The sequence below is a fragment of the Streptomyces sp. M-16 genome (assembly GCF_052114405.1).
In the GTDB taxonomy this organism is placed as follows: domain Bacteria; phylum Actinomycetota; class Actinomycetes; order Streptomycetales; family Streptomycetaceae; genus Streptomyces.
The window spans coordinates 1-22,088 of sequence record NZ_JBFRER010000089.1; the positions used below are offsets into that span (position 1 = coordinate 1).

Sequence of the window (22,088 nt, forward strand, 5' to 3'; positions counted from 1 at the left end):
GTCGCGGTCCGCGCCGGCGTCCGCGCCGCGCGGCACGCAACCCGCGGCCCCCTCGGGGTTCGAGCCCCGTGGCGCGGAGAGCGGCGCCGACGCCGCCCCCGCCGCCGCCCCGGTCCCTCCCGCGGAGGCGACCCGGGCCGTCTTCGAGGAGATGGCCGAGCGCGCCGTACGTCCCGCCGGGCTGATCCGCCGGACCTTGGCCCGCGCCCTGGACTCCCTCGTCCTCGCCGGGGTCGCGACGGCCGCCGCGCTGCCCCTCGTACCGGAGGCGACGGCCCACGTACAGGTCAAGGTCGACGAGGCGCGGGCGAGCGGGCGCACCACCACGGTCTGGCTGCTCGACGGCACCATCACCGGCTACCTGGGTCTGGTCCTGGCGGCCGTCCTCGTCTTCGGGGTGTTCTACGAGGCCCTGCCCACCGCCCGTTGGGGCCGCACCCCGGGCAAGAAGCTGTTCGGGGTCCGCGTGCTGGCCGCCGCCACCCTGCGTCCGCCGGCCTTCGGGGCGGCCCTGCGGCGCTGGCTGGTGTACGCCCTGCTCGGCCTGCCGGGGAGCCTGTGGTGCCTGGTGGACCGCCCCCGCCGCCGGGCCTGGCACGACCGGGCCGCCGGGACGTACGTGGCCCGGTGACCGCCGCGGCGGGGCCGAGGCGGGGGCCGGTACCCCGAACGGACGCGGTCCCGTTGCGGACCGCGCGGACCCGGGTTCGACTCGGGCCATGAGTACCGACCAGCCGCCGGGCCAGCCGCCCGAGGACGACCCGTTCCTCAAGAAGCCCCAGGAACCGACGCCTCCGTCGGGCGGTTCGCCGTACGGCTCCCCGCCTCCGCCCCCCGGCGGCGGCAGCCCGCCCCCGCCGCCGCCGGGGGGCGGCGGGTACCCCCCGCCCCCGCCCYCGTACGGCGGCGGCGGAGACCCGTACGGCGGGGGAGGCGGCTACGGCATGCCCGACCCGCTCGCCGGGATGCCCCCGCTCGCCGACTTCGGCAGGCGGCTCGCGGCGCGCGTCATCGACGTGCTCATCGTCGGGGTGCCGCTGTTCCTCATCCAGCTGGCGTTCGGCAGGGACCGGTACATGGTCGACACGAACAAGGGGGAGGACGTCAGCGAGGTCATCACGAAGTCGTACAACGGTTCGGGCCTGTTGTGGACGCTCGTCTCGATCGTCGCGTACGTCGGCTACGACTGGTGGCTCACCAAGCAGAGCGGGCGAACGGTCGGCAAGAAGGCCATGGGCCTGCGCGTCGCGATGCTGAACGACGGCAGCGTGCCCCCCTCGAACGCCTCGCTCGGCCGCGCCGCCGTGCTCTGGATCCCGACCCTGGTGTGCTGCTTCTGCCTGTGGCCGCTCGCCCTGATCGTGTCGATGCTCGTCGACAAACCGTACCGGCAGGGCCTGCACGACAAGGTGGGCAAGACCGTGGTGGTCAAGACGACGTAGCCGCGTACACGTACGCGTACGGGTCCGCGCGGGCGGCCGTCCCTCCGGGGGTGGCCGCCCGCTCCGGTGTTCCCGCTCAGAGGTGGACGGGGTGCTCGGCGGGGGCCGTTCGCGGTTCGGGCACCCGGTGGGCGTCCGGGGCGGTGGCGGTGGCGGCCGCCGGCCCCGTCCGCCCCGCGGCGTGCCGGCCGCGCCGGCGCGGCTGCGGCACGGTGAGGGCGACCAGCAGCCCGAGGGCGAGCGCGGCCGCGGAGATGACGGCGACGCCGAGCCCCGTGCTCGTCTGCGAGAGCAGCAGCATGGCGATCGTCGACACGATGACGGTGGCGGAGCCGTAGGCGAGCTGTGCGGCAGTCGGACGCGGCATGGCGTGTTCCGTCCTCAAGGCGGGGAGGGGGAGTCGGCTCGACCGGTCGCGCGTCAAGTGACTCCAGGACGGGATGCCCGAGCCGCACCGGAAGTAAGCGTGACCTTACCCACGGTGTCGCAGCACGGGGGGCGCACGGGTTCACGTGATGCGCCGTCACCGGCCCCCACGGAGGGCCCTTCGCCCTGGATGACCCCCGTTGGCAACGGAACGTCCGAATAGCGGAACTCCTTGACCGCATAGTGCAGTTGTAAGGAAGAAGTCAAGGTCTGTCTTTTCTTTAGACTCTCCGGTCAAATGTCGTCACTTGAGACGCGCGCCGCGCGGAACCCCCCGCTCCTATGGAGACGTTCCGACCTACGTTGCGGCCGCGGGAGGGGAACGACATCAAGTGACCGGCAATTCCGTCAGACGACGCACCCTGCGCACCCTGGCCATCGGTGTGACCATGGCCGCCTGCGCGACCAGCGCCACCTTCTTCACCGTCACCGCGGCCCAGGCGGACAACAAGGGCCCCGGCGTCTCCGCTTCCGACCGGCAGGACCCGACCGCTCCTGCCAAGCTCGTCGACCACGACCTCAAGGGGCCGTTCAGCGAGCAGCAGGAGAAGCAGAAGAAGGCCGCCCTGGAGCAGGTGCTGAGCGGCAAGAAGGACGTCGAGCAGCGCGGCGCCTCGAAGGTCGTCAAGCTCGACGACAAGAAGTACGTCGAGCTGGGCCGCGAGAAGACCGACAAGATCTTCACGATCCTCGTCGAGTTCGGCGACCAGGTCGACAACACGACCATGTTCGACCCGGACGGCCCCGACGGCCCGAAGCCGCCGGCGCCGAAGTACGGCGGCACCCCCGGCCCGCTGCACAACCAGATCGCGCAGCCGGACCGCGCGAACAACAACAGCACGGCCTGGCAGAAGGACTACAGCCGCGACCACTTCCAGGACCTGTACTTCGGTACCGGCCAGGGCAAGGACTCGCTGAAGACCTACTACGAGAAGACCTCCTCGGGTCGTTACTCGGTCGACGGCCAGGTCGCCGACTGGGTCAAGATCCCGTACAACGAGGCCCGTTACGGCTCGAACTACTGCGGCCAGACCAACTGCTCCAACGTGTGGGACACCGTCAAGGACGGCGTCAACGCGTGGGTGGAGGCCCAGAAGAAGGCCGGCAAGACCGACGCCGAGATCAAGGCCACGCTGGCGCAGTACGACCAGTGGGACCGCAACGACTACGACGGCGACGGCAACTTCAACGAGCCCGACGGCTACATCGACCACTTCCAGATCGTCCACGCGGGCGAGGACGAGTCGGCCGGCGGCGGCGTGCAGGGCACCAACGCGCTGTGGGCGCACCGCTGGTACGCCTACGGCACCGACGTCGGCAAGACCGGCCCGGCGAACAACAAGGCCGGCGGTACCCAGATCGGCGACACCGGCATCTGGGTCGGCGACTACACGATGCAGCCGGAGAACGGCGGCCTCGGCGTCTTCGCGCACGAGTACGGCCACGACCTCGGTCTGCCGGACCTCTACGACACCTCCGGCGGCGGCGACAACTCCGTCGGCTTCTGGTCCCTGATGTCGGCCGGCTCCTGGCTCGGCGACGGCAAGGAGTCCATAGGCAACGTCCCCGGCGACATGACCGCCTGGGACAAGCTGCAGCTGGGCTGGCTGAACTTCGACAAGGCCAAGGCCGCGACGAAGTCCACCCACAAGCTGGGTGTGTCGGCGTACAACACCAAGGATAAGCAGGCGCTGCTCGTCGAGCTGCCGAAGAAGCAGGTCAAGACCGACATCGTCGCTCCCGCCGAGGGCTCCTCGCAGTGGTGGAGCAACATGGGTGACGACCTGAAGAACACCCTCACCCGCTCCGTCGACCTGACGGGCAAGAAGTCCGCCGCCCTTTCCCTCAAGGGCTGGTGGGACATCGAGCAGGACTACGACTTCCTCTACACCGAGGTGTCCACGGACGGCGGCGCCACCTGGACCGCGCTGGGCGGCACCGCCGACGGTGCGGCCATCCCGAACGACGCCTCCGGCAGCCCGTCGCTGACCGGTGTCTCCGGCGCCTGGAAGTCCCTGAACTTCCCGCTCGACGCCTACGCGGGCAAGAAGGTCGACGTCCGCTTCCGCTACCAGACGGACGGCGGCGCGGGCGGCAAGGGCTTCGCCGCCGACGCCCTCAACCTGACCGCGGACGGCGCCACCGTCTTCGCCGACGGTGCCGAGAACGGCGACAACGGCTGGACCGCCAAGGGCTTCTCCCGCCAGGGCGCCGGCTTCACCAAGGAGTACGCGCAGTACTACCTGGCCGAGAACCGCCGCTACGTCTCGTACGACTCGACCCTCAAGGTCGGCCCGTACAACTTCGGCTTCGCCAACACCAAGCCGGGCTGGGTCGAGCACTACCCGTACCAGGACGGCCTGCTGCTGTGGCTCTGGGACACCTCCCAGAAGGACAACAACACCAGCCAGCACCCGGGCTCCGGTCTGATCCTGCCGATCGACGCCAACGCCAAGCCGATGAAGTGGTCGGACGGCACCCTGCTGCGGAACAAGATCCAGCCGTACGACGCCCCGTTCAGCGCCTACTCGACGGACGCGTTCACGCTGCACAAGAACGGTGAGGCGCTCTTCGTCAAGCCGAAGCCGGCCCAGCTGGTCTTCGACGACCACAAGGGCAAGTACTGGTACGAGGAGAACCCGACCGGTTCGGTGAAGGTCACTGACACCAACACCAAGATCAAGATCGCGAAGGAGACCTACGACGGCCTCCAGATGACGGTCGAGGTCGGCCCCGCCGCTAAGTAACTCCGTAAAACCGCAGGTCACAGCATGATCGGCCGTCGCCCTCTAGCGGGCGGCGGCCGATCGCGTTTAGATGCGGTGCGAGTTCTGTTATTGACGGGGGAGCTGAAGATCATGCCAGGTGGAGGTTTCGTCAGACTGCCGGGCGGCAGCGTGGTGGTCGCGCTGACGCTGCCGCGGCCGACGGGAGAGGGCGGAAACGTCCGCGTGCTGGTGCACGCCGCGAACCGGGCCCGCGCCCTGACCAGGCTGCGGAACCTCGGCATGCGGGCCGTCTACCTGCGCGGCAACGCCCAGCCGCCCACCCCGGACGAGGTCACGGCCGTCCTCCACCATCCCGACGGCCTGCTGTGGCGCTGCGCACCGGACCGCGCCACGGAACTCTGGCACCCGATCCGCGCCCTCCTGGGCAACGCCTAGGCCGGCTCTCAGCCGAGGCCGCGCAAGGCCCGCAGGAGGGCCGTGGCCGCCCCGGCGGGCCGCGCCGGGGTTCCGGGTCAGCGAGGGCCCGGGGCGTCGCCCACGAGGGCCACGCCCGCCGTGCGCAGGTCGTCCAGGGCGCGGGTGGTGGTGTGGGGGGCCACGGCGGCCGTGAGGTCCAGCAGGACGCGGGTGGCGAACCCGGCGCGGGCCGCGTCGAGGGCGGTGGCCTTCACGCAGTGGTCGGTGGCGATGCCGACCACGTCGACCTCGCTCACCATGCGCTCGCGGAGCCAGTCCGCGAGCGTCACGCCGTTCTCGTCGGCCCCCTCGAAACCGCTGTACGCGGCCTCGTAGGCGCCCTTGTCGAAGACGGCGGCGACCGCGCCGGAGGCGACGGCCGGGGCGAAGTTCGGGTGGAAGCCGACGCCCTCGGTCCCGGCGACGCAGTGCACGGGCCAGGAGGTCTCGTAGTCGGGCTCGGCCGGGGGGCGCGCGAAGTGCGGACCGGGGTCGACGTGGTGGTCGCGGGTGGCGACCACGTGCCGGTAGCCGGCGGTGCTCTGCCCGATCAGCTCGGTGATCGCGGCGGCGACGTCGGCCCCGCCCGTGACGGCGAGGCTGCCGCCCTCGCAGAAGTCGTTCTGTACGTCGACGACGATCAGTGCGCGGTGCATGTCACGTGCCTTTCGGCTGGTTGGTGTGCGGCGGGCCCTGCGGGGGCTCTTCCCCCGCCCCGCCCCTACCCGAAACGGGCCCCCGCCCGCTCCGTCCGGCGGCTCAGAGGTACTCCGTCGGGATCACGGCCTCGCCGCGGGAGAGCTGCGTCGCCGAGAGGGGCAGTGCGGCGCGGGCCGCCAGGTGGCGGTCGCGGGCGGCCTCCAGGGGCTCGCGGGCCACCACCTCGCCCGCCTTGACGAGCTGGGTCAGCAGCTGGTGGTCGGCCAGGGCGGTCGGCACCGGGCCGGTGCCGACGACCTCCGCCTCGGCGATCCCGTCCGCGTCCACCCGGCGCGCGGCCCACTTGCGCCCGCCGATGGAGGTCTTGCCGCCGGAGGACTTCTTCGCCACCGGGGCCAGGGCGGCCTTCGGGTCGGCGGAGACCGCCCGCGCGACCAGCTTGTAGACCATCGAGCACGTCGGGTGCCCGCTGCCCGTCACCAGCTGGGTGCCGACCCCGTACGCGTCCACCGGCGCCGCCGCCAGCGAGGCGATGGCGTACTCGTCCAGGTCCGAGGTGACCACGATCCGCGTGTTCACCGCGCCGAGCTCGTCCAGCTGCTGCCGCACCCGGTGCGCGACCAGCAGCAGGTCGCCGGAGTCGATCCGGACGGCGCCCAGGTCGGTGCCCGCCAGCTCCACGGCGGTGCGGACGGCCTCGGCCACGTCGTAGGTGTCCACCAGCAGGGTGGTGCCCCGGCCCAGCGAGGCCACCTGGGCGGTGAACGCGTCCCGCTCGCTGTCGTGCACGAGGGTGAAGGCGTGCGCGCTGGTGCCGACCGTCGGGATCCCGTACCGGAAGCCGGCCGCCAGGTCGGAGGTGGAGGCGAAGCCGCCCACGTACGCCGCCCGCGCCGAGGCGACGGCGGCCAGCTCGTGGGTGCGCCGTGCGCCCATCTCGATCAGGGGCCGGCCGCCGGCGGCGGAGGCCATCCGGGAGGCGGCGGCCGCGATGGCGGAGTCGTGGTTGAGGATCGACAGGATCACGGTCTCCAGCAGCACGCACTCGGCGAAGCTGCCCTCGACCCGCAGGAGCGGCGATCCGGGGAAGTAGACCTCCCCCTCCGGGTAGCCCCAGATGTCACCCGAGAAGCGGTACGAGGCCAGCCAGTCCAGCGTCCGCATGTCGACGACGGCCCGTTCCCGCAGGAACTCCAGCACCGCGCCGTCGAAGCGGAAGTTCTCGACGGCGTCCAGCACGCGCCCGGTGCCGGCGACGACTCCGTAGCGCCGGCCCTCGGGCAGCCGCCGGGTGAAGACCTCGAAGACCGAGCGCCGGTCGGCGGTGCCGTTGGCCAGGGCGGCCTGCAGCATCGTGAGCTCGTAATGGTCCGTGAAGAGCGCTGTCGACGGCACGTCCACCGGCAGGCCCAGGTCCGCAGGGTTCATGTCACGGATGCTAGCGCACATCTCGTCAAAGTGACGAGATGTAGGGGCCCGTTTGTGCGACGGACCCTCCTCAGTGGCAGCATGGGACAAGTGAGTGTTGCTCCCATTGAGATCGAACGCACCGAAGCGGCCGAAGAGACCTTCGCGGTCCCCGAACCCGACGTCCCGTGGGTGACCCTGGTGCACAACGACCCGGTCAACCTCATGAGCTACGTGACGTACGTGTTCCAGGCGTACTTCGGCTACCCCAAGGACAAGGCGACCAGGCTGATGCTCGACGTCCACCACAAGGGCCGGGCGGTCGTGTCCAGCGGCAGCCGCGAGGAGATGGAACGGGACGTGCAGGCCATGCACGGCTACGGGCTCTGGGCGACCCTCTCGCAGGACCGCTTCTGATGGGCGGCGTGTTCGAGACCCGCGAGGGCGGCGGCGCCGTCGTGGCCCTGGACGGGATCGAGATCTCGATCCTGCGCTCCCTCGCCGTGCAGCTGCTGGAGCTGATCGGCCCCGGAGAGCCGGAGCCCGCGGCGGACGCCGACCCGCTGGCCGTGCTCTTCGCCTCCGACGGCCCCACCGAACCCCCCTCCGACCCGGCGCTGGCCCGGCTCTTCCCCGACGCCTACGGAGGCCCCGGCGCGGCCGAGGGGCAGGGCGAGGGCGAGGAGGAGCTGCGGGCACGCTCGGCGGAGTTCCGCCGCTTCACCGAGAACGACCTGCGCACCCGCAAGCGGGAGGACGCGCTGGCCGTCGTGCGCAGCCTCGACGGGCTCACCCCGGACGGCGAGGGGGCGGCCCTGCTGGAGCTGACCGAGGAGCTGCCGCTGCGCTGGCTCGGGGCCCTCAACGACCTGCGGCTGACCATCGCGGCGCGCCTGGACATCTCCTATGACGACGAGAGCGCGGCGCTCTTCCGTCTTCCGGACGACGATCCGCGCAAGCCGATGGTGATGGCCTACCTCTGGCTCGGCGGCCTCCAGGAAACGCTCATCGAGACCCTTTAGCCGCGCATCGGCCACACGAGGTTCGCTCAGCGGACGCTCAAATCCGGATAACGATCAGATCACCACCATGTGGTGATCTGATCTATTTCAGGGTCTATGTCCTGATTTATTTATGTCGTGCGTCACATTTCGACCCCTCGATCACCCGTAAGCACGTGATAAATCTTCACGACCGCCGACGGGGCGCCACCCATGCCCCCCGGCCTGCTTGAACCGGCTGACCGCCGGCGTGCAACTCCATCCGTATCCGGGGGGATCGAGGACCCGATCCGCAGCCAGTGAAGGCGCGGGTCGGCGTGGAGAAAGGCGCACCAGACATGACCTCTGTGCAGGTCGAGCAGCACGACAGGACGCCCGGCGAGGGCGCGCAGGGCGAGGGCGACGGCGAGGGGTACCACCGCGCGCTCGGGGCCCGCCAGATCCAGATGATCGCCATCGGCGGAGCCATCGGCACCGGCCTGTTCCTCGGGGCGGGCAAGGCCATCTCGAAGGCCGGCCCGAGCCTCATCCTGGCCTACGCCATCGCGGGCCTGGTCATCTTCTTCATCATGCGGGCCCTGGGCGAGCTGCTCATGTACCGCCCCGTGTCCGGCTCCTTCTCGGACTACGCCCGCGAGTTCCTGGGCCCGTTCTGGGGGTACGCGACCGGCTGGACGTACTGGCTGTTCTGGGTGGTCACCGGCATCACCGAGGTCACCGCGGCCGCCAAGTACATGTCGTACTGGACCCACGACAGCTTCCCGCAGTGGGCGTACGCGCTGATCTTCACGGTCATCCTCTACGCGGCCAACCTGATCTCCGTGAAGCTCTTCGGCGAGCTGGAGTTCTGGTTCTCCATGGTCAAGGTCACCGCCATCGTCGGCATGATCCTGATCTGCGCCGGCATCCTCACCGTCGGCTTCTCGGACGCCGCCGCCACCGCCTCCGTCTCCAACCTCTGGAGCGACCGCGGCTTCTTCCCCAACGGCATCGGCGAGACGCTGATGACCCTGCAGATCGTGATGTTCGCCTTCCTCGCGGTCGAGCTGGTCGGCGTCACCGCCGGCGAGTCCAAGGACCCCGCGAAGACCCTGCCCAAGGCCATCAACACCGTGCCGTGGCGCATCGCCGTCTTCTACGTCGGCGCGCTCATCATGATCATGTCGGTCATCCCGTGGTCGAACTTCAAGGCCGGCGAGAGCCCCTTCGTGCTGGCCTTCGAGAAGATGGGCCTCGGCGTCGGCGCCGCGATCGTCAACTTCGTCGTCCTGACCGCCGCGCTGTCCTCCTGCAACTCGGGCATGTACTCCACCGGCCGCATGCTGCGCGACCTCGCGATCAACGGCCAGGGCCCGAAGGTCTTCACCAAGCTCACCCGGAGCGGCACCCCGCTCGTCGGCACCACCTTCTCCGCCGCGCTGATGCTGGTGGGCGTCTGGATCAACTACGTCGCCCCGGGCAAGGCCTTCGACTACGTCGTCTCCTTCGCCACCATCTCCGGCATGTGGGCCTGGATCATGATCCTGGTCTGCCAGATCCGCTACCGCGCCAAGGCCGACCGCGGCGAGCTGCCGCAGTCCACCTTCCGCGCCCCCGGCGCCCCCTGGACCAGCTGGTTCGCCCTGCTCTTCATCGGCATGGTCATCGTGATGATGGGCGTCGACAAGGACTCCCGCGTCTCGCTGTACTGCGCGCCGCTGTGGGGCCTGATCCTCGGCGCCTCCTACCTCGTCCTCAAGAAGCGCAACCCGAGCGGCGCGGCCTTCAACAAGGCCGAGAAGGCCTCGCAGTCGGCCTGAGCGCCACCTCCCGGACCGTGGGTCCCGGCCGCCTGCCACGGCCGGGAAGCACGCCCCCGCGGGCCTCGTGTCCATCATTCGGGCCCTCCCGTACCGCTCCTCGGTACGGGAGGGCCCGTCTGCTTATCCTGTCGCTCATGCTGACCCTCACCCAGGACCTGTACGACCGGATCGTCGAGCACGCCCGCAAGGACCACCCCGACGAGGCGTGCGGCATCGTGGCCGGCCCGGCCGGCACCGGGCGCCCCGAGCGGTTCGTCCCCATGCTCAACGCGGCCCGCTCGCCCACGTTCTACGAGTTCGACTCGAAGGATCTGCTGAAGCTCTACCGCGAACTGGACGACCGCGACGAGGAGCCGGTGATCGTCTACCACTCCCACACCGCGACCGAGGCCTACCCCTCGCGCACCGACATCACGTACGCGAACGAGCCCGGGGCGCACTACGTCCTGGTCTCCACGGCCGACCAGGACGGCCTCGGAGCGTTCCAGTTCCGGTCCTACCGGATCGTCGACGGAGTGATCACGGAGGAAGAAGTGCAGGTCGTCGAGGGCTACTGACCAGTATGTGAGCGGATGTGGTCCACGATGCGGGATCACACTCCAAACGGGGGACCGGGAATCGTTAACATGACCGCATGGTTTCCCACGACGTGAGCATCGAGACGCCCGGCAGGCTGCTGCTCGTGGCGCGGCTGCACGTCGACCTGTGCCGCCTCGCCAGCGCCATCTGTCCTGCCGCCTGAGCACCCCGGCCCCCGCGCGGGGCCGCAAGAGCCGCGCGCCCGCACTTCCCTTCACGCCCTCCCGACACTGGAGCCTGCTGCCATGGCCATCGAGGTCCGCATCCCCACCATCCTCCGCACCTACACCGACGGCGAGAAGGCCGTCCACGGTGAAGGCGCGACCCTCGCCGACCTGCTCGCCGACCTGGAAACCCGTCACAAGGGCATCGAGGAGCGCATCGTCGACGGCGGCCAGCTGCGCCGCTTCGTGAACGTCTACCTCAACGACGAGGACGTCCGCTTCCTCGACGGCATCTCCACCGCCCTCAAGGACGGCGACAGCGTCACCATCCTCCCGGCCGTGGCCGGCGGCTCGAAGTAATGCGCTACGACTCCCCGCTCGCGGCGGTCGGCAACACCCCGCTGGTCCGGCTGCCGCGACTGTCGCCTTCGGCGGACGTCCGCATCTGGGCCAAGCTGGAGGACCGCAACCCGACCGGCTCGATCAAGGACCGCCCCGCGCTCCACATGGTCGAGCAGGCGGAGAAGGACGGCCGCCTCTTCCCCGGCTGCACCATCCTGGAACCCACCTCCGGCAACACGGGCATCTCGCTCGCCATGGCCGCGAAGCTCAAGGGCTACCGGATCGTGTGCGTGATGCCGGAGAACACCTCGCAGGAGCGCCGGGACCTTCTCGCGATGTGGGGAGCCGAGATCATCTCGTCGCCGGCGGCGGGCGGCTCCAACACCGCCGTGCGGGTGGCCAAGGAACTGGCCGCCGAGCACCCCGACTGGGTGATGCTCTACCAGTACGGCAACCCGGACAACGCGGGCGCCCACTACGCGACGACGGGCCCCGAGATCCTCGCCGACCTGCCCTCCATCACCCACTTCGTGGCGGGCCTCGGTACGACCGGCACCCTGATGGGCGTCGGCCGCTACCTGCGCGAGCACGTCCCGGGCGTGAAGATCGTCGCCGCCGAGCCGCGCTACGACGACCTCGTCTACGGCCTGCGCAACCTCGACGAGGGCTTCGTCCCGGAGCTCTACGACGCCTCGGTGCTGACGACCCGCTACTCGGTCGGCTCCGCGGACGCGGTCACCCGCACCCGCGATCTGCTCCGCGAGGAGGGCATCTTCGCGGGCGTCTCCACGGGCGCGGCGCTGCACGCGGCGATCGGCGTCGGCCGCAAGGCGGTGGCGGCGGGGGAGACGGCGGACATCGTGTTCGTCGTGGCCGACGGCGGCTGGAAGTACCTGTCGACGGGCGTCTACACGGCGGCCACGACGGAAGAGGCCATCGAGGTCCTCCAGGGCCAGCTCTGGGCCTGACCCCCGGGGCCTGACCCCGGGACTCCTCCCCGCCCGGCCGGCCGCCGGGCGGGCGGGGCGTCACGCGGGACCGGGGCCGAGGAGCTCCGCGAGCACCGCGGCGTGGGCGGCGGCCGGGTCGCGGACCGCGGTCAGCAGGGTCACCGTGCCCGACGCCGCCACCTCCCGCAGCCGATCCAGCTCCGCCACCGCCTCCGGCTCCGCCAGCTCCGCCTCGTAGCGCCGCCGGAACTCCGCGGCGGAACCGCCCCCGTGGAACCATCTCCGCAGCTCCGCCGACGGCGCCAGTGCCCGCGGCCACTCGTCCACCGCGGCCGCCGCCTTCGACAGCCCCCGCGGCCACAGCCGGTCCACGAGCACCCGCACCCCGTCCGCCCCCGGCTCGGGGGGATCGTAGACGCGCCGCAGCCGGATCACCCCGCTCCGCCGCCCAGCCCCTTGGCCTCGTCCCACACCACCGGGTCCACCGTCCCCGTCCGCGTCCCGAACTCCCACAGCGACACCTCCTCCGGCCGGTCCGCCTCCAGGAAGGAGACGCGCCCCTGGGAGCCGACGACCCCGGGCGGCAGCGGGATCACCCCGGGGCGCCGGTCGTCGTACTTCCCGGTGATCCACGCGACCCGCGCCCGTTCCCCGTGCCGGCGCACCGACAGGACCAGGCACGGCCGGCCGTCGGCCAGACACCACAGCTCACCGGCCCGTACGGAGGGCGGCGGCCCCGGCCCGTGGGGTCCGCCCGGGGCCCGGCGGACCGGCCGCGCCCGCCGTGGGATCAGCACCACCACCGCCACGGCGACCGCCGCCAGCACGGCGGGCCACCAGGACGTGTCCATATTCCGACCGTAGTCGCGCCCCGGGGCCCCGGCGCGGCAACGCCCGTCCCCCCTGTCGCTCCCCTGGGTGACAGCGCAGGTGATTCCCCCCACAACGGCCTGCCGCGGAGGAGCGACCGGAGGTTTCGCGCCTTACGCTCGACCCACGCACGGCCCGCATTCCGTCCACGGACCGTCCACGGAGGTTCACGCTCCATGAAGCTCACCGTCGTCGGCTGTTCGGGGTCCTTCCCGTCCGCGGATTCGGCATGTTCGAGCTATCTCGTCGAGGCCGACGGCTTCCGGCTGCTCCTCGACATGGGCAACGGCTCCCTCGGCGCGCTCCAGCGCCACTGCGGGCTCTACGACCTCGACGCGATCTTCCTGAGTCACCTGCACGCCGATCACTGCATCGACATGTGCGCGTACTTCGTCGCCCGCTACTACCGGCACGAGGGCGGCCGCTGCGGGGCCCTCCCCGTCTACGGGCCCGAGGGCACCGAGCAGCGGCTGACCACGGCCTACGAGGACGTCCCCGACGCGCGCTCCATGAGCGAGGTCTTCGACTTCCGCACCCTGAAGTCCGGCGGCTTCGAGATCGGCCCGTTCACGGTGCGCACCGAGCGGGTCAGCCACCCGGTGGAGTCGTACGGCATCCGCGTGGAGCACGGCGGCCGTTCGCTGGTGTACTCCGGGGACACGGGTGCCTGCCCGGAGCTGGCGGCGCTGGCCGAGGGCGCCGACCTGTTCCTGTGCGAGGCCTCCTTCACGGACGGCAAGGAGGACGTCCCCGACCTGCACCTCAACGGGCGCGAAGCCGGCGAGTACGCGCGCGGCGGTGGCGTGGGGCGGCTCGTGCTGACGCACATCCCGCCGTGGACGGACGCCGAGCGCAACCTGGCCGACGCGCGGGCGGTCTACGACGGCCGCGTGGACCTCGCCCGGCCGGGCGCCGTCTACGAGGTCTGACGCGCGGCGCGTCCCGGCGCGGATCCCGCTGCTCCGCCGAGCCCCGCCCGGCTCCACCTCCGGCAGGACGCAACGCAGGAGCCCCCGCCCTCCCTTCCGGGAGAGCGGGGGCTCCTGTGCTCGGTGGGGCGTGCGGCCTACTTGGCCTCGGCCTTCAGCAGCTCGGCGAGCTCCTCGTCGGACTCGCGGCCCGGCGTCGGGAGGTTCCACTTGGTGATCGCGAAGCGGAAGACCACGTAGTAGACCGCTCCGAAGGCCAGGCCGATCGGAATGATCATCCACGGGTTGGTGGCGAGCTTCCAGTTCAGCAGGTAGTCGATCAGGCCGGCCGAGAAGCCGAAGCCGTCGTGGACGCCCAGGCCCCAGGTGACGGCCATGGAGATACCGGTCAGGACGGCGTGGACCGCGTACAGCAGCGGCGCGAGGAAGAGGAAGGTGAACTCGATCGGCTCGGTGACACCGGTGACGAAGGAGGTCAGGGCCAGCGAGATCATCATGCCCATCACGACCTTGCGGCGCTCGGGGCGGGCGCAGTGCGCGATGGCGATGGCGGCGGCCGGCAGGCCGAACATCATGATCGGGAAGAAGCCGGACATGAACTGGCCGGCGGTCGGGTCACCCGCGAAGAAGCGCGGGATCTCGCCGGTGACGATGCTGCCGTCGGCCTTGGTGAAGGAGCCGACCTGCTGCTGGAAGAAGGTGTTGAGGAACTGGTGCATGCCGACCGGGATCAGACCGCGGTTGAAGACGCCGTAGATGCCGGCGCCGACGGAACCGAGGCCGATCAGCCACTCGCTGAAGCTGCCGAGCGCGTCACCGATCGGGCCCCAGGCCAGGCCGAAGAAGACACCGAAGAGGGTGCCGACGAAGGCCATGATGATCGGGACCAGGCGGCGGCCGTTGAAGAAGCCGAGCCAGTCGACCAGGCGGGTCTTGTGGTAGCGCTGCCAGATCATCGCGCTGACGAGGCCGATGATGATGCCGCCGAGCACGCCCGGGTCCTGCGGCTTGCCCTTGGGCAGCAGCTCGGTGACGCTTCCGTCCATGGGGAACGCGGTCAGCACGTTCTTGTAGACGAGGAAGCCGACGAGGGCGGCGAGGGCCGTGGAGCCGTCGGCCTTCTTGGCGTAGCCGATCGCCACACCGACGCAGAACAGCAGCGCCAGGTTGGAGAAGACGGCGTCACCGGCGGAGGCGAACACCGTGGCCACCTTGCCCCAGTGGAGGCCGTCCTTGCCGAACACGTCGTCCTGGCCGAGGCGCAGCAGGATCGCCGCGGCCGGCAGGACGGCAACGGGCAGCTGCAGGGCCTTGCCGACCTTCTGCATGCCCTGCAGCAGCGCGGCACCCGGCTTCTTGGCCGGTGCGGCGGTAGCCGTAGTCATCAACTTCCTCCATTGGGCAAGGCGCCGCCAGGGGACAAGAAGAAAAGGGGGACGGCGACGTCTCAGAGAGAGTGACCACGGCTGCTCGGCAGGCGCATGGTCTACACCATTCGGTGGTGTAGACCAGTTGTAGCACGGTGGGGGTTAGATAAGGAACCTTCGATTTCCTCTGCTCTCGACCACGTGACGAAGGTCCCCCGGATCGAAGGATCCAAGGGACCTGGAGGCATGAGACGAAAGGCCCGGACGTCGCTTCTCCTGCATATTGTGCCGGGTTCTACGCCTTGGTGTTCTCCGCCTGCATCGCGGCGATCTCCTCGTCCGACTCCCGGCCCGGGGTCGGGACGTCGAACTTCGTGATCACGAACCGGAAGACGGCGTAGTAGACGACCGCGAACGCCAGGCCGATCGGGATGATCAGCAACGGTTTCGTCGCCAGCCCGAAGTTGATGACGTAGTCGATCAGGCCCGCCGAGAAGCTGAACCCGTCGTGCACCCCCAGCCCCCACGTCACCGCCATCGAGACGCCCGTCAGCAGCGCGTGGATCACGTACAGCACCGGCGCGACGAAGAGGAAGGAGTACTCCAGGGGCTCCGTGATCCCCGTGACGAACGAGGTCAGCGCCACCGACAGCATCAGGCCGCCCACCTCCTTGCGCCGCTGCGGCTTCGCGCAGTGCGTGATCGCCAGCGCGGCCGCCGGGAGCGCGAACATCATGATCGGGAAGAACCCGCTCAGGAACTGCCCCGCGTCCAGGTCGCCCGCCAGGAACATGTTGATGTCGCCGTGCACCGTCGTCCCGTCCGGCTTGGTGTAGCTGCCGAACTGGAACCACACCGGCACGTTCAGGAACTGGTGGAGGCCGATCACCAGCAGCGCGCGGTTGGCGACGCCGAAGATGCCGGCACCCCAGGAGCCCAGCCCCACCAGCCAGTCCGAGAAGCTCTCCAGCGCGCTGCCGACCGGCGGCCAGACCCACAGGCACAGCGCCGCGAAACCGATCGCCACGAACGACATGATGATCGGGACCAGTCGGCGGCCGTTGAAGAAGCCCAGCCAGTCGACCAGCTTCACCCGGTGGTAGCGCTGCCAGAACCAGGCCGCCAGCAGGCCCATGATGATGCCCCCGAACACCCCCGGGTTCTGGTACGTGAACTCCACGAACGTGTTGTCCGGCCCCACGCAGCCGCCGCCCACGGCCTTGCTGCCGCTCGGACAGTCGTTGGGGAAGGCGTGCAGCACGCCCCGGTAGACGAGGAAGCCCGCCACCGCGGCGAGGGCCGTCGAACCGTCCGCCTTCTTGGCCATGCCGATCGCGACGCCGATGCAGAACAGGAGCGGCAGGCCGAGGTCCGCGTTCAGCAGCGCGCCGCCCGCGGCCACCATCACCTTGGACACGATCGTCCAGTTCAGGCCCTCGGAGCCGAACACGCCGGGCTGGCCGAGCCCGTTGAGGAGCCCGGCCGCCGGCAGGACCGCGATCGGCAGCTGCAGGCTCCGCCCCATCTTCTGCAGCCCCGGGTACAAGCCGCTCCACCACTGCTTGCGCGGCGCTTCCGCGGCGCTGCTGGCGCTCATCGCGTCCTCCCTGGACCGGGCCGTTTTGGCAGGCGCAACACTTGCGGCACACTGGTGTAGACCAGTCGAGGGCAGGCTGCTGCTGATCGTCATCATTCGGCAGAAGTCCGGCTCGTGCTCGCGTGGATAGGCCAACCGTGAGCTAACGTGACGAAGCGGACGATGTTGGTCACGGCCGCCGAGACTCGTTCTTCGTAACACCCAGGGAGAAACGCATGGCCACCAAGGCTGAGAAGATCGTCGCCGGGCTCGGCGGTATCGAGAACATCGAAGAGGTCGAGGGCTGCATCACCCGCCTGCGCACCGAGGTCGTCAACCCCGACCTCGTCGACGACGCCGCGCTGAAGGCCGCCGGCGCCCACGGCGTCGTCAAGATGGGCACCGCGGTCCAGGTCGTCATCGGCACCGACGCCGACCCGATCGCCGGTGAGATCGAAGACATGATGTGAGCTGAGCCCCGGCTCCACACGGCTCCGCGAGGACCCCGTACCGCACGGCGGACGGGGTCCTCGCGTACGCGCGCACCGACTAGGCTCACAGCCATGTCTCGCATCGACGGCCGTACGCCCGAACAGCTCCGCCCGGTCACCATCGAACGCGGATGGAGCAAGCACGCCGAGGGCTCCGTCCTCATCTCCTTCGGAGACACCAAGGTCTTCTGCACCGCCTCCTTCACCGAAGGCGTCCCGCGCTGGCGCAAGGGCAGCGGCGAGGGCTGGGTCACCTCCGAGTACTCGATGCTGCCCCGCTCCACCAACACCCGCGGCGACCGCGAATCCGTCCGCGGCAAGATCGGCGGCCGCACCCACGAGATCTCCCGCCTCATCGGCCGCTCGCTGCGCGCCGTGATCGACTACAAGGCCCTCGGCGAGAACACCATCGTCCTGGACTGCGACGTCCTCCAGGCCGACGGCGGCACCCGCACCGCCGCGATCACCGGCGCCTACGTCGCCCTCGCCGACGCCATCGCCTGGGGCCAGAAGAAGAAGCTGATCAAGGCCGGCCGCAAGCCGCTCACCGGCACCGTCGCCGCCGTCAGCGTCGGCATCGTCGACGGCGTCCCGCTCCTCGACCTCTGCTACGAGGAGGACGTGCGCGCCGAGACCGACATGAACGTCGTCTGCACCGGCGACGGCCGCTTCGTCGAGGTCCAGGGAACCGCCGAGGGCGAGCCCTTCGACCGCAAGGAGCTCAACGCCCTCCTCGACCTGGCCGCCGGCGGCTGCGCCGACCTGGAGGCCCTCCAGCTCGGCGCCCTGGAGCTGCAGCTCCCGTAGAACCACCGGACGCGGGCACGCGTCTACGCCGGTACGGGCGCACGGTGTCGAAGCCGTGCGCCCGTCCACGCATCCGAGCCCCGGGGGACCCGAATGAAGCCGAAGCACCGCCTCGCCGCCGTCGCGCTGACCGCCGTACTCGCCGTCCCGGCCCTGGCCTCCTGCGACGCCATCTCCACCGCCATGGACTGCGCCAACACGGCGGTGACCATAGCCAACAGCGTGGACCAGCTGCAGCAGGCCGTCTCCCAGGCCGGGAACAGCGTCCAGGACACCCAGAACGCGCTCACCCAGATCGAGACGAACCTCAAGCAGATCAAGGACTCGACGGGCAACGCCGACCTCTCCAAGGCCGTCGACTCCATGACCACCGCCGTCAAGAACGTGCGCACCTCCATGGAGAACGGCAACACCGCCCCCGACGTCCAGCCCGTCGCGGACGCCGCCAAGGAGATCTCCAAGGTCTGCACCCCGGGCTGACCCGGCCCGGCCCGGCCCGGAGCGGGCTCCGGGTGCGGCGCGCGGCGGAAATAATGGGGGCATGACTTCCACGCCCACCTCTCCCCAGCCGCCCCGCCGCCTGATCCTGGCCACCCGCAACCCCGGCAAGGTCACCGAGCTCCACGCGATCCTGTCCGGGGCCGGCCTCCCCTTCGAGCTGGTCGGCGCCGACGCGTACCCGGAGATCCCGGACGTGAAGGAAACCGGCGTCACCTTCGCCGAGAACGCCCTCCTCAAGGCCCACGCCCTGGCCCGCGCCACCGGCCTGCCGGCCGTCGCCGACGACTCCGGGCTCTGCGTGGACGTCCTGAACGGCGCCCCCGGCATCTTCTCCGCCCGATGGGCCGGCACCCACGGCGACGACAAGGCCAACCTCGACCTCCTCCTCGCCCAGCTCGGCGACATCGCCGACGAGCACCGCGCGGCCCACTTCTTCTGCGCGGCCGCCCTGGCCCTCCCGGACGGCACCGAACGCGTCGTCGAGGGCCGCCTCCTCGGCACCCTGCGCCACACCCCGGCGGGCGACGGCGGCTTCGGCTACGACCCGGTCCTCCAGCCCCTGGGCGAGTCCCGCACCTGCGCGGAACTGACCCCGGCGGAGAAGAACGCCATCTCCCACCGCGGCCAGGCCTTCCGCGCCCTGGTCCCGGTGGTCCGCGAACTGCTGGGCTGACTCCATGCGGAAGGCCCGGCTTGAAGAGCCGGGCCTTCGTTCCCATGGTCAGTGCGGCCGATGGGATTCGAACCCACATGGGCTTTCGCCCAGAGGCACCTAAAACCTCCGCTTATACCATTCAGCAACGGCCGCTCGCCCGGCAATCCTAGCGGGCGGGCGGCGATAAGAGGGTCTGGATTCGGCCTGGATCCAGACGGCGGCCACCCCGGCACCAGGTGCTGGTGACCGCATGACAGTTCGGGCATAGCAGCCGCAGGTTCTCGCGGCGGTCGTCGCGCCAGTTTCCATTGATGTGGTCGACTTCCAAGGTCATGGGCCGGCCGTGCCACTCAGGAGGAGTGCCGCACATGGAGCAATGCTCCGGGACGCCGATCTCCCGAAGCGCGCGCCGAAGCAGAGGGGTGCGGGTGCGCCGCTCGTGGTCGTGCTCGACGAGGATCTCTGCCGCGACCCTGCGGGGACCGGAACCCGGTTTGCCCCGTTGATGTGCCTGGCCGAGGAAGTGCTCCATTGAGACGTCATTCTCGGCCGTGAACCGGCGCAGGGCCGCGCGTTGCCGACCGTTGTCGGGCAGTCCAAGGCTCCGTAGCGTCTCGGCGATGCTGTACGACCCGGCCACCGCACTCCGGATGTCATCGCTGCTCGGTGCCGCGCGCCGACCGACGGGCCGGAAGTGGGATACGTCGATCCCGTGGTGCGCGAATCGCCCCATCAGGTAACGCCCAAGGCGCTCGTAGGGCTTCGTGCCCAGATAGGTGATGACCTCGTCGATGTCACGACACCTTGCGGCAGCCTCGGCAAGTACCTGCCGGGTGTAACGGTTGCCGACGTTCATCGGCGCCTCGTGGCGCGGCCGCGGTATGTGTCGGTGCTGGAGTGGCAGTTGGGGCACAGGAGGCGCAGGTTTTCCGGCTGGTTGTTGCGCCAGTCGCCGTCCACGTGGTCGACCTCCAGAGGCAGCGGATGTCCCTGCCATCGCGGCTCGATTCCGCACATCCGGCACCGCTCGGGGATGCCCAGAGCCGCGAGTGCGCTCTTGAGGTGTTCGCTCGGAGTGCGGCGTGCGCGTGTGCCGTCCTGCCGGACCAGAATCGTCCCCGGCGTTCGACGGCCCTTCGGCCGTCCCGCCGAGGAGGGCGGCCGGAAGTGCGAAGTATCTATGCCGAATGCATGCACCTTGCGGCTTATGTGGGTGTGGTGGCCGCCCACCACGTCGAGTCCCAGACGCCCGAGTACTTCGCACATGGTGGTCGAGGCGGCGACGGCCGCAGCCAGGACTTCCCTGGTCCACTTCACGCCCTCCCGCTCGAAGTGCCCCACCTCCACCCCCAGCTTCCGCATGCGGTCGTGCAGGTATCGCCTGGTCGAGCTCTTGGGATCCGCCCCCAGCTTCTCCAGCGCCTCGGTCAGCGTGCGCGAGGTGCGCGCCGCCTCGGTGAGGCGTTCCCTCGTGTAAGGGCTGTTCGGCATCCGGCCCCTCCGTTTCTCGGCCCTTCGTACGGAACTCGCATGGAGTAACGGGTCGGATGTCAGGCGGTTACGGCGAATTTCATCCGATAAATGGAATCGCCCGCACCGATTCATTCGGTGCGGGCGTTTTCGGGCGGGGCGAAGGGGGTGTCAGATGCCCAGGTCCTTGATGATCTTGGCTACGTGGCCCGTCGCCTTGACGTTGTAGAAGGCGTGCTCGACCTTGCCCTCCTCGTCGACGACCACCGTGGAGCGGATGACCCCGGTCACCGTCTTGCCGTACAGCTTCTTCTCGCCGAAGGCGCCGTACGCCGTCAGGGTCTCCTTCTCGGGGTCGCCGACCAGGGTGACCTTCAGGTGCTCCTGCTCGCGGAACTTCGCGAGCTTCTCCGGCTTGTCCGGGGAGACGCCGATGACGTCGTAGCCGGCGGCGGCCAGGAGGGAGAGGTTGTCGGTGAAGTCGCAGGCCTGCTTGGTGCAGCCCGGGGTCAGGGCGGCCGGGTAGAAGTACACGATCACTTTGCGCCCCTTGTGGGCGGCCAGCGAGACCTCGTTGCCGTCCGCGTCGGGCAGGGTGAAGGCGGGGGCGGTGTCGCCCGGCTGGAGTCGCTCGCTCATCGGTGGGTCTTCTCCTCGGGAGGGGAACGGTACGCCACGAGACTAAGCTGACAGACTGTCCATGGCGGAGTACGCCCCAGACGACCACGAGCACGACACGACGACGGAGGCAGCGCGGTGCCGGAAGCCAGGACCCCCGCACAGATCGAGGCGGACATCGTCCGCCGCCGCGAGCAGCTCGCCGAGACGCTCGACGAGATCGGCGTGCGCGTGCACCCGAAGACGATCATCGGGGACGCGAAGGCCAAGGCGGTCGGGGTCGTGGACCACACGGCCGGGCGCGCCTTCGCCGCCGTCAACCGTCTGGTCACGGACGTGAAGGACGGTCTGTGCGACGAGGACGGCGCACCCCGGGTGGACCGGATCGTGCCCGTCGTGCTCGTCGCGGCCGGCGTCGTCGGGCTGATCGTCGCCACGGCGCGGCGCAAGCGGTGAGCACCCTCCGGCGTGCGGGGCGCGCGGCGGCGGGTAGGTTCGGGTCGTGAGCGAGAACACCACCCACGACAAGCTGCCCATCCGCATGCTCCACGACCGCGTGCTCGTGAAGTCCGACCTGCCCGAGGGCGAGCGGCGCTCGGGCGGCGGCATCCTGATCCCGGCGACGGCCGCGGTGGGCAAGCGGCTCGCCTGGGCCGAGGTGGTCGCGGTCGGGCAGAACGTACGCAGTGTGGAGCCGGGTGACCGGGTCCTGTACGACCCTGAGGACCGGGCCGAGGTCGAGGTGCGCGGGGCGACGTACGTGCTGATGCGCGAGCGGGACCTGCACGCCGTGGCGGCGGAGCGGCTGGAGGGGTCCAAGGACTCCACCGGGCTCTACCTCTGATT

Annotated in this window: 28 protein-coding genes and 1 tRNA gene; 18 read left to right on the forward strand and 11 right to left on the reverse strand. The window is 70.2% G+C overall.

Annotation, left to right across the window (positions count from 1 at the left end; all coding sequences use genetic code 11):
- Together AB4039_RS30500 and AB4039_RS30505 are read left to right on the forward strand one after the other, a co-directional pair.
- The coding region (locus AB4039_RS30500; RefSeq protein ID WP_442272308.1) for an RDD family protein at positions 1-631 on the forward strand (631 nt) is incomplete at its 5' end.
- 88 nt (positions 632-719) lie between these two features.
- A complete protein-coding gene (locus AB4039_RS30505; RefSeq protein ID WP_442272309.1) occupies positions 720-1,442 on the forward strand; it encodes an RDD family protein in 723 nt (240 codons plus the stop codon).
- A gap of 76 nt (positions 1,443-1,518) precedes the next feature.
- Here the strand turns inward: AB4039_RS30505 and AB4039_RS30510 are convergent, their stop codons facing one another.
- On the reverse strand, positions 1,519-1,809 hold the full coding sequence (locus AB4039_RS30510; protein ID WP_266839282.1) for a hypothetical protein: 291 nt from the start codon (positions 1,807-1,809) through the stop codon (positions 1,519-1,521).
- 448 nt (positions 1,810-2,257) lie between these two features.
- On the opposite strand from AB4039_RS30510, the gene AB4039_RS30515 reads away from it, so the two are divergent.
- Together AB4039_RS30515 and AB4039_RS30520 are read left to right on the forward strand one after the other, a co-directional pair.
- The gene (locus tag AB4039_RS30515; protein WP_442272317.1) at positions 2,258-4,615 is read left to right on the forward strand and encodes an immune inhibitor A domain-containing protein; all 2,358 of its coding nucleotides are present in this window, start codon (positions 2,258-2,260) and stop codon (positions 4,613-4,615) included.
- A gap of 111 nt (positions 4,616-4,726) precedes the next feature.
- Complete coding sequence (locus AB4039_RS30520) at positions 4,727-5,032, forward strand: hypothetical protein (protein WP_266839281.1); 306 nt, start codon at positions 4,727-4,729, stop codon at positions 5,030-5,032.
- 77 nt (positions 5,033-5,109) lie between these two features.
- Here the strand turns inward: AB4039_RS30520 and AB4039_RS30525 are convergent, their stop codons facing one another.
- Both AB4039_RS30525 and AB4039_RS30530 read right to left on the reverse strand, forming a co-directional pair.
- Positions 5,110-5,709: an isochorismatase family protein gene (locus AB4039_RS30525; protein ID WP_266839280.1), complete on the reverse strand. Its 600-nt coding sequence runs from the start codon at positions 5,707-5,709 to the stop codon at positions 5,110-5,112.
- Between the two features lie 103 nt (positions 5,710-5,812).
- Positions 5,813-7,141, reverse strand: coding sequence for a nicotinate phosphoribosyltransferase (locus AB4039_RS30530; RefSeq protein ID WP_442272310.1), 1,329 nt, complete (start codon positions 7,139-7,141; stop codon positions 5,813-5,815).
- Between the two features lie 81 nt (positions 7,142-7,222).
- Between AB4039_RS30530 and clpS the strand changes: the two genes are divergently transcribed.
- The 7 genes from clpS (at position 7,223) to AB4039_RS30565 (ending at position 11,976) form a co-directional block, all read left to right on the forward strand.
- Positions 7,223-7,537 (forward strand): ATP-dependent Clp protease adapter ClpS, encoded by a 315-nt coding sequence (gene clpS / locus AB4039_RS30535; protein ID WP_266839278.1) that lies wholly within the window; start codon positions 7,223-7,225, stop codon positions 7,535-7,537.
- A complete protein-coding gene (locus AB4039_RS30540; RefSeq protein ID WP_266839277.1) occupies positions 7,537-8,142 on the forward strand; it encodes a DUF2017 domain-containing protein in 606 nt (201 codons plus the stop codon). Before clpS ends, AB4039_RS30540 begins: the two co-directional genes overlap by 1 nt.
- A gap of 317 nt (positions 8,143-8,459) precedes the next feature.
- Positions 8,460-9,920, forward strand: a complete 1,461-nt coding sequence (locus AB4039_RS30545; RefSeq protein ID WP_266839275.1) for an amino acid permease — start codon at positions 8,460-8,462, stop codon at positions 9,918-9,920.
- Positions 9,921-10,057: 137 nt separating this feature from the next.
- Positions 10,058-10,480: a M67 family metallopeptidase gene (locus tag AB4039_RS30550; RefSeq protein ID WP_266839274.1), complete on the forward strand. Its 423-nt coding sequence runs from the start codon at positions 10,058-10,060 to the stop codon at positions 10,478-10,480.
- Between the two features lie 77 nt (positions 10,481-10,557).
- Positions 10,558-10,665 (forward strand): putative leader peptide, encoded by a 108-nt coding sequence (locus AB4039_RS30555; protein ID WP_311736929.1) that lies wholly within the window; start codon positions 10,558-10,560, stop codon positions 10,663-10,665.
- A gap of 82 nt (positions 10,666-10,747) precedes the next feature.
- Positions 10,748-11,026, forward strand: a complete 279-nt coding sequence (locus AB4039_RS30560) for a MoaD/ThiS family protein (protein ID WP_266839273.1) — start codon at positions 10,748-10,750, stop codon at positions 11,024-11,026.
- Positions 11,026-11,976, forward strand: coding sequence for a PLP-dependent cysteine synthase family protein (locus AB4039_RS30565; RefSeq protein ID WP_266839271.1), 951 nt, complete (start codon positions 11,026-11,028; stop codon positions 11,974-11,976). The genes AB4039_RS30560 and AB4039_RS30565 overlap by 1 nt, the downstream gene beginning before the upstream one ends.
- 60 nt (positions 11,977-12,036) lie before the next feature.
- Here the strand turns inward: AB4039_RS30565 and AB4039_RS30570 are convergent, their stop codons facing one another.
- Both AB4039_RS30570 and AB4039_RS30575 read right to left on the reverse strand, forming a co-directional pair.
- Complete coding sequence (locus tag AB4039_RS30570) at positions 12,037-12,393, reverse strand: DUF488 domain-containing protein (RefSeq protein WP_442272311.1); 357 nt, start codon at positions 12,391-12,393, stop codon at positions 12,037-12,039.
- The gene (locus AB4039_RS30575; protein ID WP_442272312.1) at positions 12,390-12,809 is read right to left on the reverse strand and encodes a hypothetical protein; all 420 of its coding nucleotides are present in this window, start codon (positions 12,807-12,809) and stop codon (positions 12,390-12,392) included. Before AB4039_RS30575 ends, AB4039_RS30570 begins: the two co-directional genes overlap by 4 nt.
- A gap of 195 nt (positions 12,810-13,004) precedes the next feature.
- Between AB4039_RS30575 and AB4039_RS30580 the strand changes: the two genes are divergently transcribed.
- Positions 13,005-13,757 (forward strand): MBL fold metallo-hydrolase, encoded by a 753-nt coding sequence (locus tag AB4039_RS30580; RefSeq protein ID WP_266839266.1) that lies wholly within the window; start codon positions 13,005-13,007, stop codon positions 13,755-13,757.
- A gap of 137 nt (positions 13,758-13,894) precedes the next feature.
- On the opposite strand, the gene AB4039_RS30585 is transcribed toward AB4039_RS30580, so the two are convergent.
- Complete coding sequence (locus AB4039_RS30585) at positions 13,895-15,142, reverse strand: PTS transporter subunit EIIC (RefSeq protein WP_373913762.1); 1,248 nt, start codon at positions 15,140-15,142, stop codon at positions 13,895-13,897.
- Between the two features lie 277 nt (positions 15,143-15,419).
- Positions 15,420-16,721 (reverse strand): PTS transporter subunit EIIC, encoded by a 1,302-nt coding sequence (locus AB4039_RS30590; RefSeq protein WP_442272313.1) that lies wholly within the window; start codon positions 16,719-16,721, stop codon positions 15,420-15,422.
- Positions 16,722-16,936: 215 nt separating this feature from the next.
- On the opposite strand from AB4039_RS30590, the gene AB4039_RS30595 reads away from it, so the two are divergent.
- The 4 genes from AB4039_RS30595 (at position 16,937) to rdgB (ending at position 19,172) form a co-directional block, all read left to right on the forward strand.
- Positions 16,937-17,170: a PTS glucose/sucrose transporter subunit IIB gene (locus tag AB4039_RS30595; RefSeq protein ID WP_266839262.1), complete on the forward strand. Its 234-nt coding sequence runs from the start codon at positions 16,937-16,939 to the stop codon at positions 17,168-17,170.
- A gap of 93 nt (positions 17,171-17,263) precedes the next feature.
- Entirely contained in the window at positions 17,264-17,998 is a 735-nt protein-coding gene (gene rph, locus AB4039_RS30600) for a ribonuclease PH (RefSeq protein WP_266839260.1), read from the forward strand.
- A 93-nt stretch (positions 17,999-18,091) separates the two neighbouring features.
- A complete protein-coding gene (locus AB4039_RS30605) occupies positions 18,092-18,478 on the forward strand; it encodes a hypothetical protein (RefSeq protein WP_266839259.1) in 387 nt (128 codons plus the stop codon).
- 61 nt (positions 18,479-18,539) lie between these two features.
- Entirely contained in the window at positions 18,540-19,172 is a 633-nt protein-coding gene (rdgB, locus tag AB4039_RS30610; RefSeq protein WP_442272314.1) for an RdgB/HAM1 family non-canonical purine NTP pyrophosphatase, read from the forward strand.
- A 52-nt stretch (positions 19,173-19,224) separates the two neighbouring features.
- On the opposite strand, the gene AB4039_RS30615 is transcribed toward rdgB, so the two are convergent.
- The 4 genes from AB4039_RS30615 to bcp form a co-directional block, all read right to left on the reverse strand.
- Positions 19,225-19,307, reverse strand: a tRNA-Leu gene (locus AB4039_RS30615).
- A 13-nt stretch (positions 19,308-19,320) separates the two neighbouring features.
- Positions 19,321-20,010 carry an HNH endonuclease gene (locus AB4039_RS30620; protein WP_442272315.1) on the reverse strand — a complete coding sequence of 230 codons (690 nt, stop codon included), beginning with the start codon at positions 20,008-20,010 and terminating at the stop codon, positions 19,321-19,323.
- Positions 20,007-20,645, reverse strand: a complete 639-nt coding sequence (locus AB4039_RS30625; RefSeq protein WP_266839254.1) for an HNH endonuclease signature motif containing protein — start codon at positions 20,643-20,645, stop codon at positions 20,007-20,009. Before AB4039_RS30625 ends, AB4039_RS30620 begins: the two co-directional genes overlap by 4 nt.
- Before the next feature lie 150 nt (positions 20,646-20,795).
- Positions 20,796-21,263, reverse strand: coding sequence for a thioredoxin-dependent thiol peroxidase (bcp, locus tag AB4039_RS30630; protein ID WP_030239052.1), 468 nt, complete (start codon positions 21,261-21,263; stop codon positions 20,796-20,798).
- A 117-nt stretch (positions 21,264-21,380) separates the two neighbouring features.
- On the opposite strand from bcp, the gene AB4039_RS30635 reads away from it, so the two are divergent.
- Both AB4039_RS30635 and AB4039_RS30640 read left to right on the forward strand, forming a co-directional pair.
- Entirely contained in the window at positions 21,381-21,698 is a 318-nt protein-coding gene (locus AB4039_RS30635; protein ID WP_266839253.1) for a DUF3618 domain-containing protein, read from the forward strand.
- Positions 21,699-21,744: 46 nt separating this feature from the next.
- The gene (locus AB4039_RS30640; protein ID WP_030239046.1) at positions 21,745-22,086 is read left to right on the forward strand and encodes a GroES family chaperonin; all 342 of its coding nucleotides are present in this window, start codon (positions 21,745-21,747) and stop codon (positions 22,084-22,086) included.
- Positions 22,087-22,088: the final 2 nt, after the last annotated feature.

Excerpts from the sequence above, each read along its gene's own strand:
- AB4039_RS30555 (WP_311736929.1), top strand. The coding sequence starts at position 10,558 with ATGGTTTCCCACGACGTGAGCATCGAGACGCCCGGCAGGCTGCTGCTC.
- AB4039_RS30620 (WP_442272315.1), bottom strand. The coding sequence starts at position 20,010 with ATGAACGTCGGCAACCGTTACACCCGGCAGGTACTTGCCGAGGCTGCC.
- AB4039_RS30550 (WP_266839274.1), top strand. The coding sequence starts at position 10,058 with ATGCTGACCCTCACCCAGGACCTGTACGACCGGATCGTCGAGCACGCC.
- clpS (WP_266839278.1), top strand. The coding sequence starts at position 7,223 with ATGGGACAAGTGAGTGTTGCTCCCATTGAGATCGAACGCACCGAAGCG.
- AB4039_RS30530 (WP_442272310.1), bottom strand. The coding sequence starts at position 7,141 with ATGAACCCTGCGGACCTGGGCCTGCCGGTGGACGTGCCGTCGACAGCG.
- AB4039_RS30595 (WP_266839262.1), top strand. The coding sequence starts at position 16,937 with ATGGCCACCAAGGCTGAGAAGATCGTCGCCGGGCTCGGCGGTATCGAG.
- AB4039_RS30525 (WP_266839280.1), bottom strand. The coding sequence starts at position 5,709 with ATGCACCGCGCACTGATCGTCGTCGACGTACAGAACGACTTCTGCGAG.
- bcp (WP_030239052.1), bottom strand. The coding sequence starts at position 21,263 with ATGAGCGAGCGACTCCAGCCGGGCGACACCGCCCCCGCCTTCACCCTG.
- AB4039_RS30515 (WP_442272317.1), top strand. The coding sequence starts at position 2,258 with ATGGCCGCCTGCGCGACCAGCGCCACCTTCTTCACCGTCACCGCGGCC.
- rph (WP_266839260.1), top strand. The coding sequence starts at position 17,264 with ATGTCTCGCATCGACGGCCGTACGCCCGAACAGCTCCGCCCGGTCACC.
- AB4039_RS30540 (WP_266839277.1), top strand. The coding sequence starts at position 7,537 with ATGGGCGGCGTGTTCGAGACCCGCGAGGGCGGCGGCGCCGTCGTGGCC.
- AB4039_RS30510 (WP_266839282.1), bottom strand. The coding sequence starts at position 1,809 with ATGCCGCGTCCGACTGCCGCACAGCTCGCCTACGGCTCCGCCACCGTC.
- AB4039_RS30585 (WP_373913762.1), bottom strand. The coding sequence starts at position 15,142 with ATGACTACGGCTACCGCCGCACCGGCCAAGAAGCCGGGTGCCGCGCTG.
- AB4039_RS30580 (WP_266839266.1), top strand. The coding sequence starts at position 13,005 with ATGAAGCTCACCGTCGTCGGCTGTTCGGGGTCCTTCCCGTCCGCGGAT.
- AB4039_RS30605 (WP_266839259.1), top strand. The coding sequence starts at position 18,092 with ATGAAGCCGAAGCACCGCCTCGCCGCCGTCGCGCTGACCGCCGTACTC.
- AB4039_RS30625 (WP_266839254.1), bottom strand. The coding sequence starts at position 20,645 with ATGCCGAACAGCCCTTACACGAGGGAACGCCTCACCGAGGCGGCGCGC.
- AB4039_RS30560 (WP_266839273.1), top strand. The coding sequence starts at position 10,748 with ATGGCCATCGAGGTCCGCATCCCCACCATCCTCCGCACCTACACCGAC.
- AB4039_RS30565 (WP_266839271.1), top strand. The coding sequence starts at position 11,026 with ATGCGCTACGACTCCCCGCTCGCGGCGGTCGGCAACACCCCGCTGGTC.
- rdgB (WP_442272314.1), top strand. The coding sequence starts at position 18,540 with ATGACTTCCACGCCCACCTCTCCCCAGCCGCCCCGCCGCCTGATCCTG.
- AB4039_RS30590 (WP_442272313.1), bottom strand. The coding sequence starts at position 16,721 with ATGAGCGCCAGCAGCGCCGCGGAAGCGCCGCGCAAGCAGTGGTGGAGC.
- AB4039_RS30575 (WP_442272312.1), bottom strand. The coding sequence starts at position 12,809 with ATGGACACGTCCTGGTGGCCCGCCGTGCTGGCGGCGGTCGCCGTGGCG.
- AB4039_RS30520 (WP_266839281.1), top strand. The coding sequence starts at position 4,727 with ATGCCAGGTGGAGGTTTCGTCAGACTGCCGGGCGGCAGCGTGGTGGTC.
- AB4039_RS30545 (WP_266839275.1), top strand. The coding sequence starts at position 8,460 with ATGACCTCTGTGCAGGTCGAGCAGCACGACAGGACGCCCGGCGAGGGC.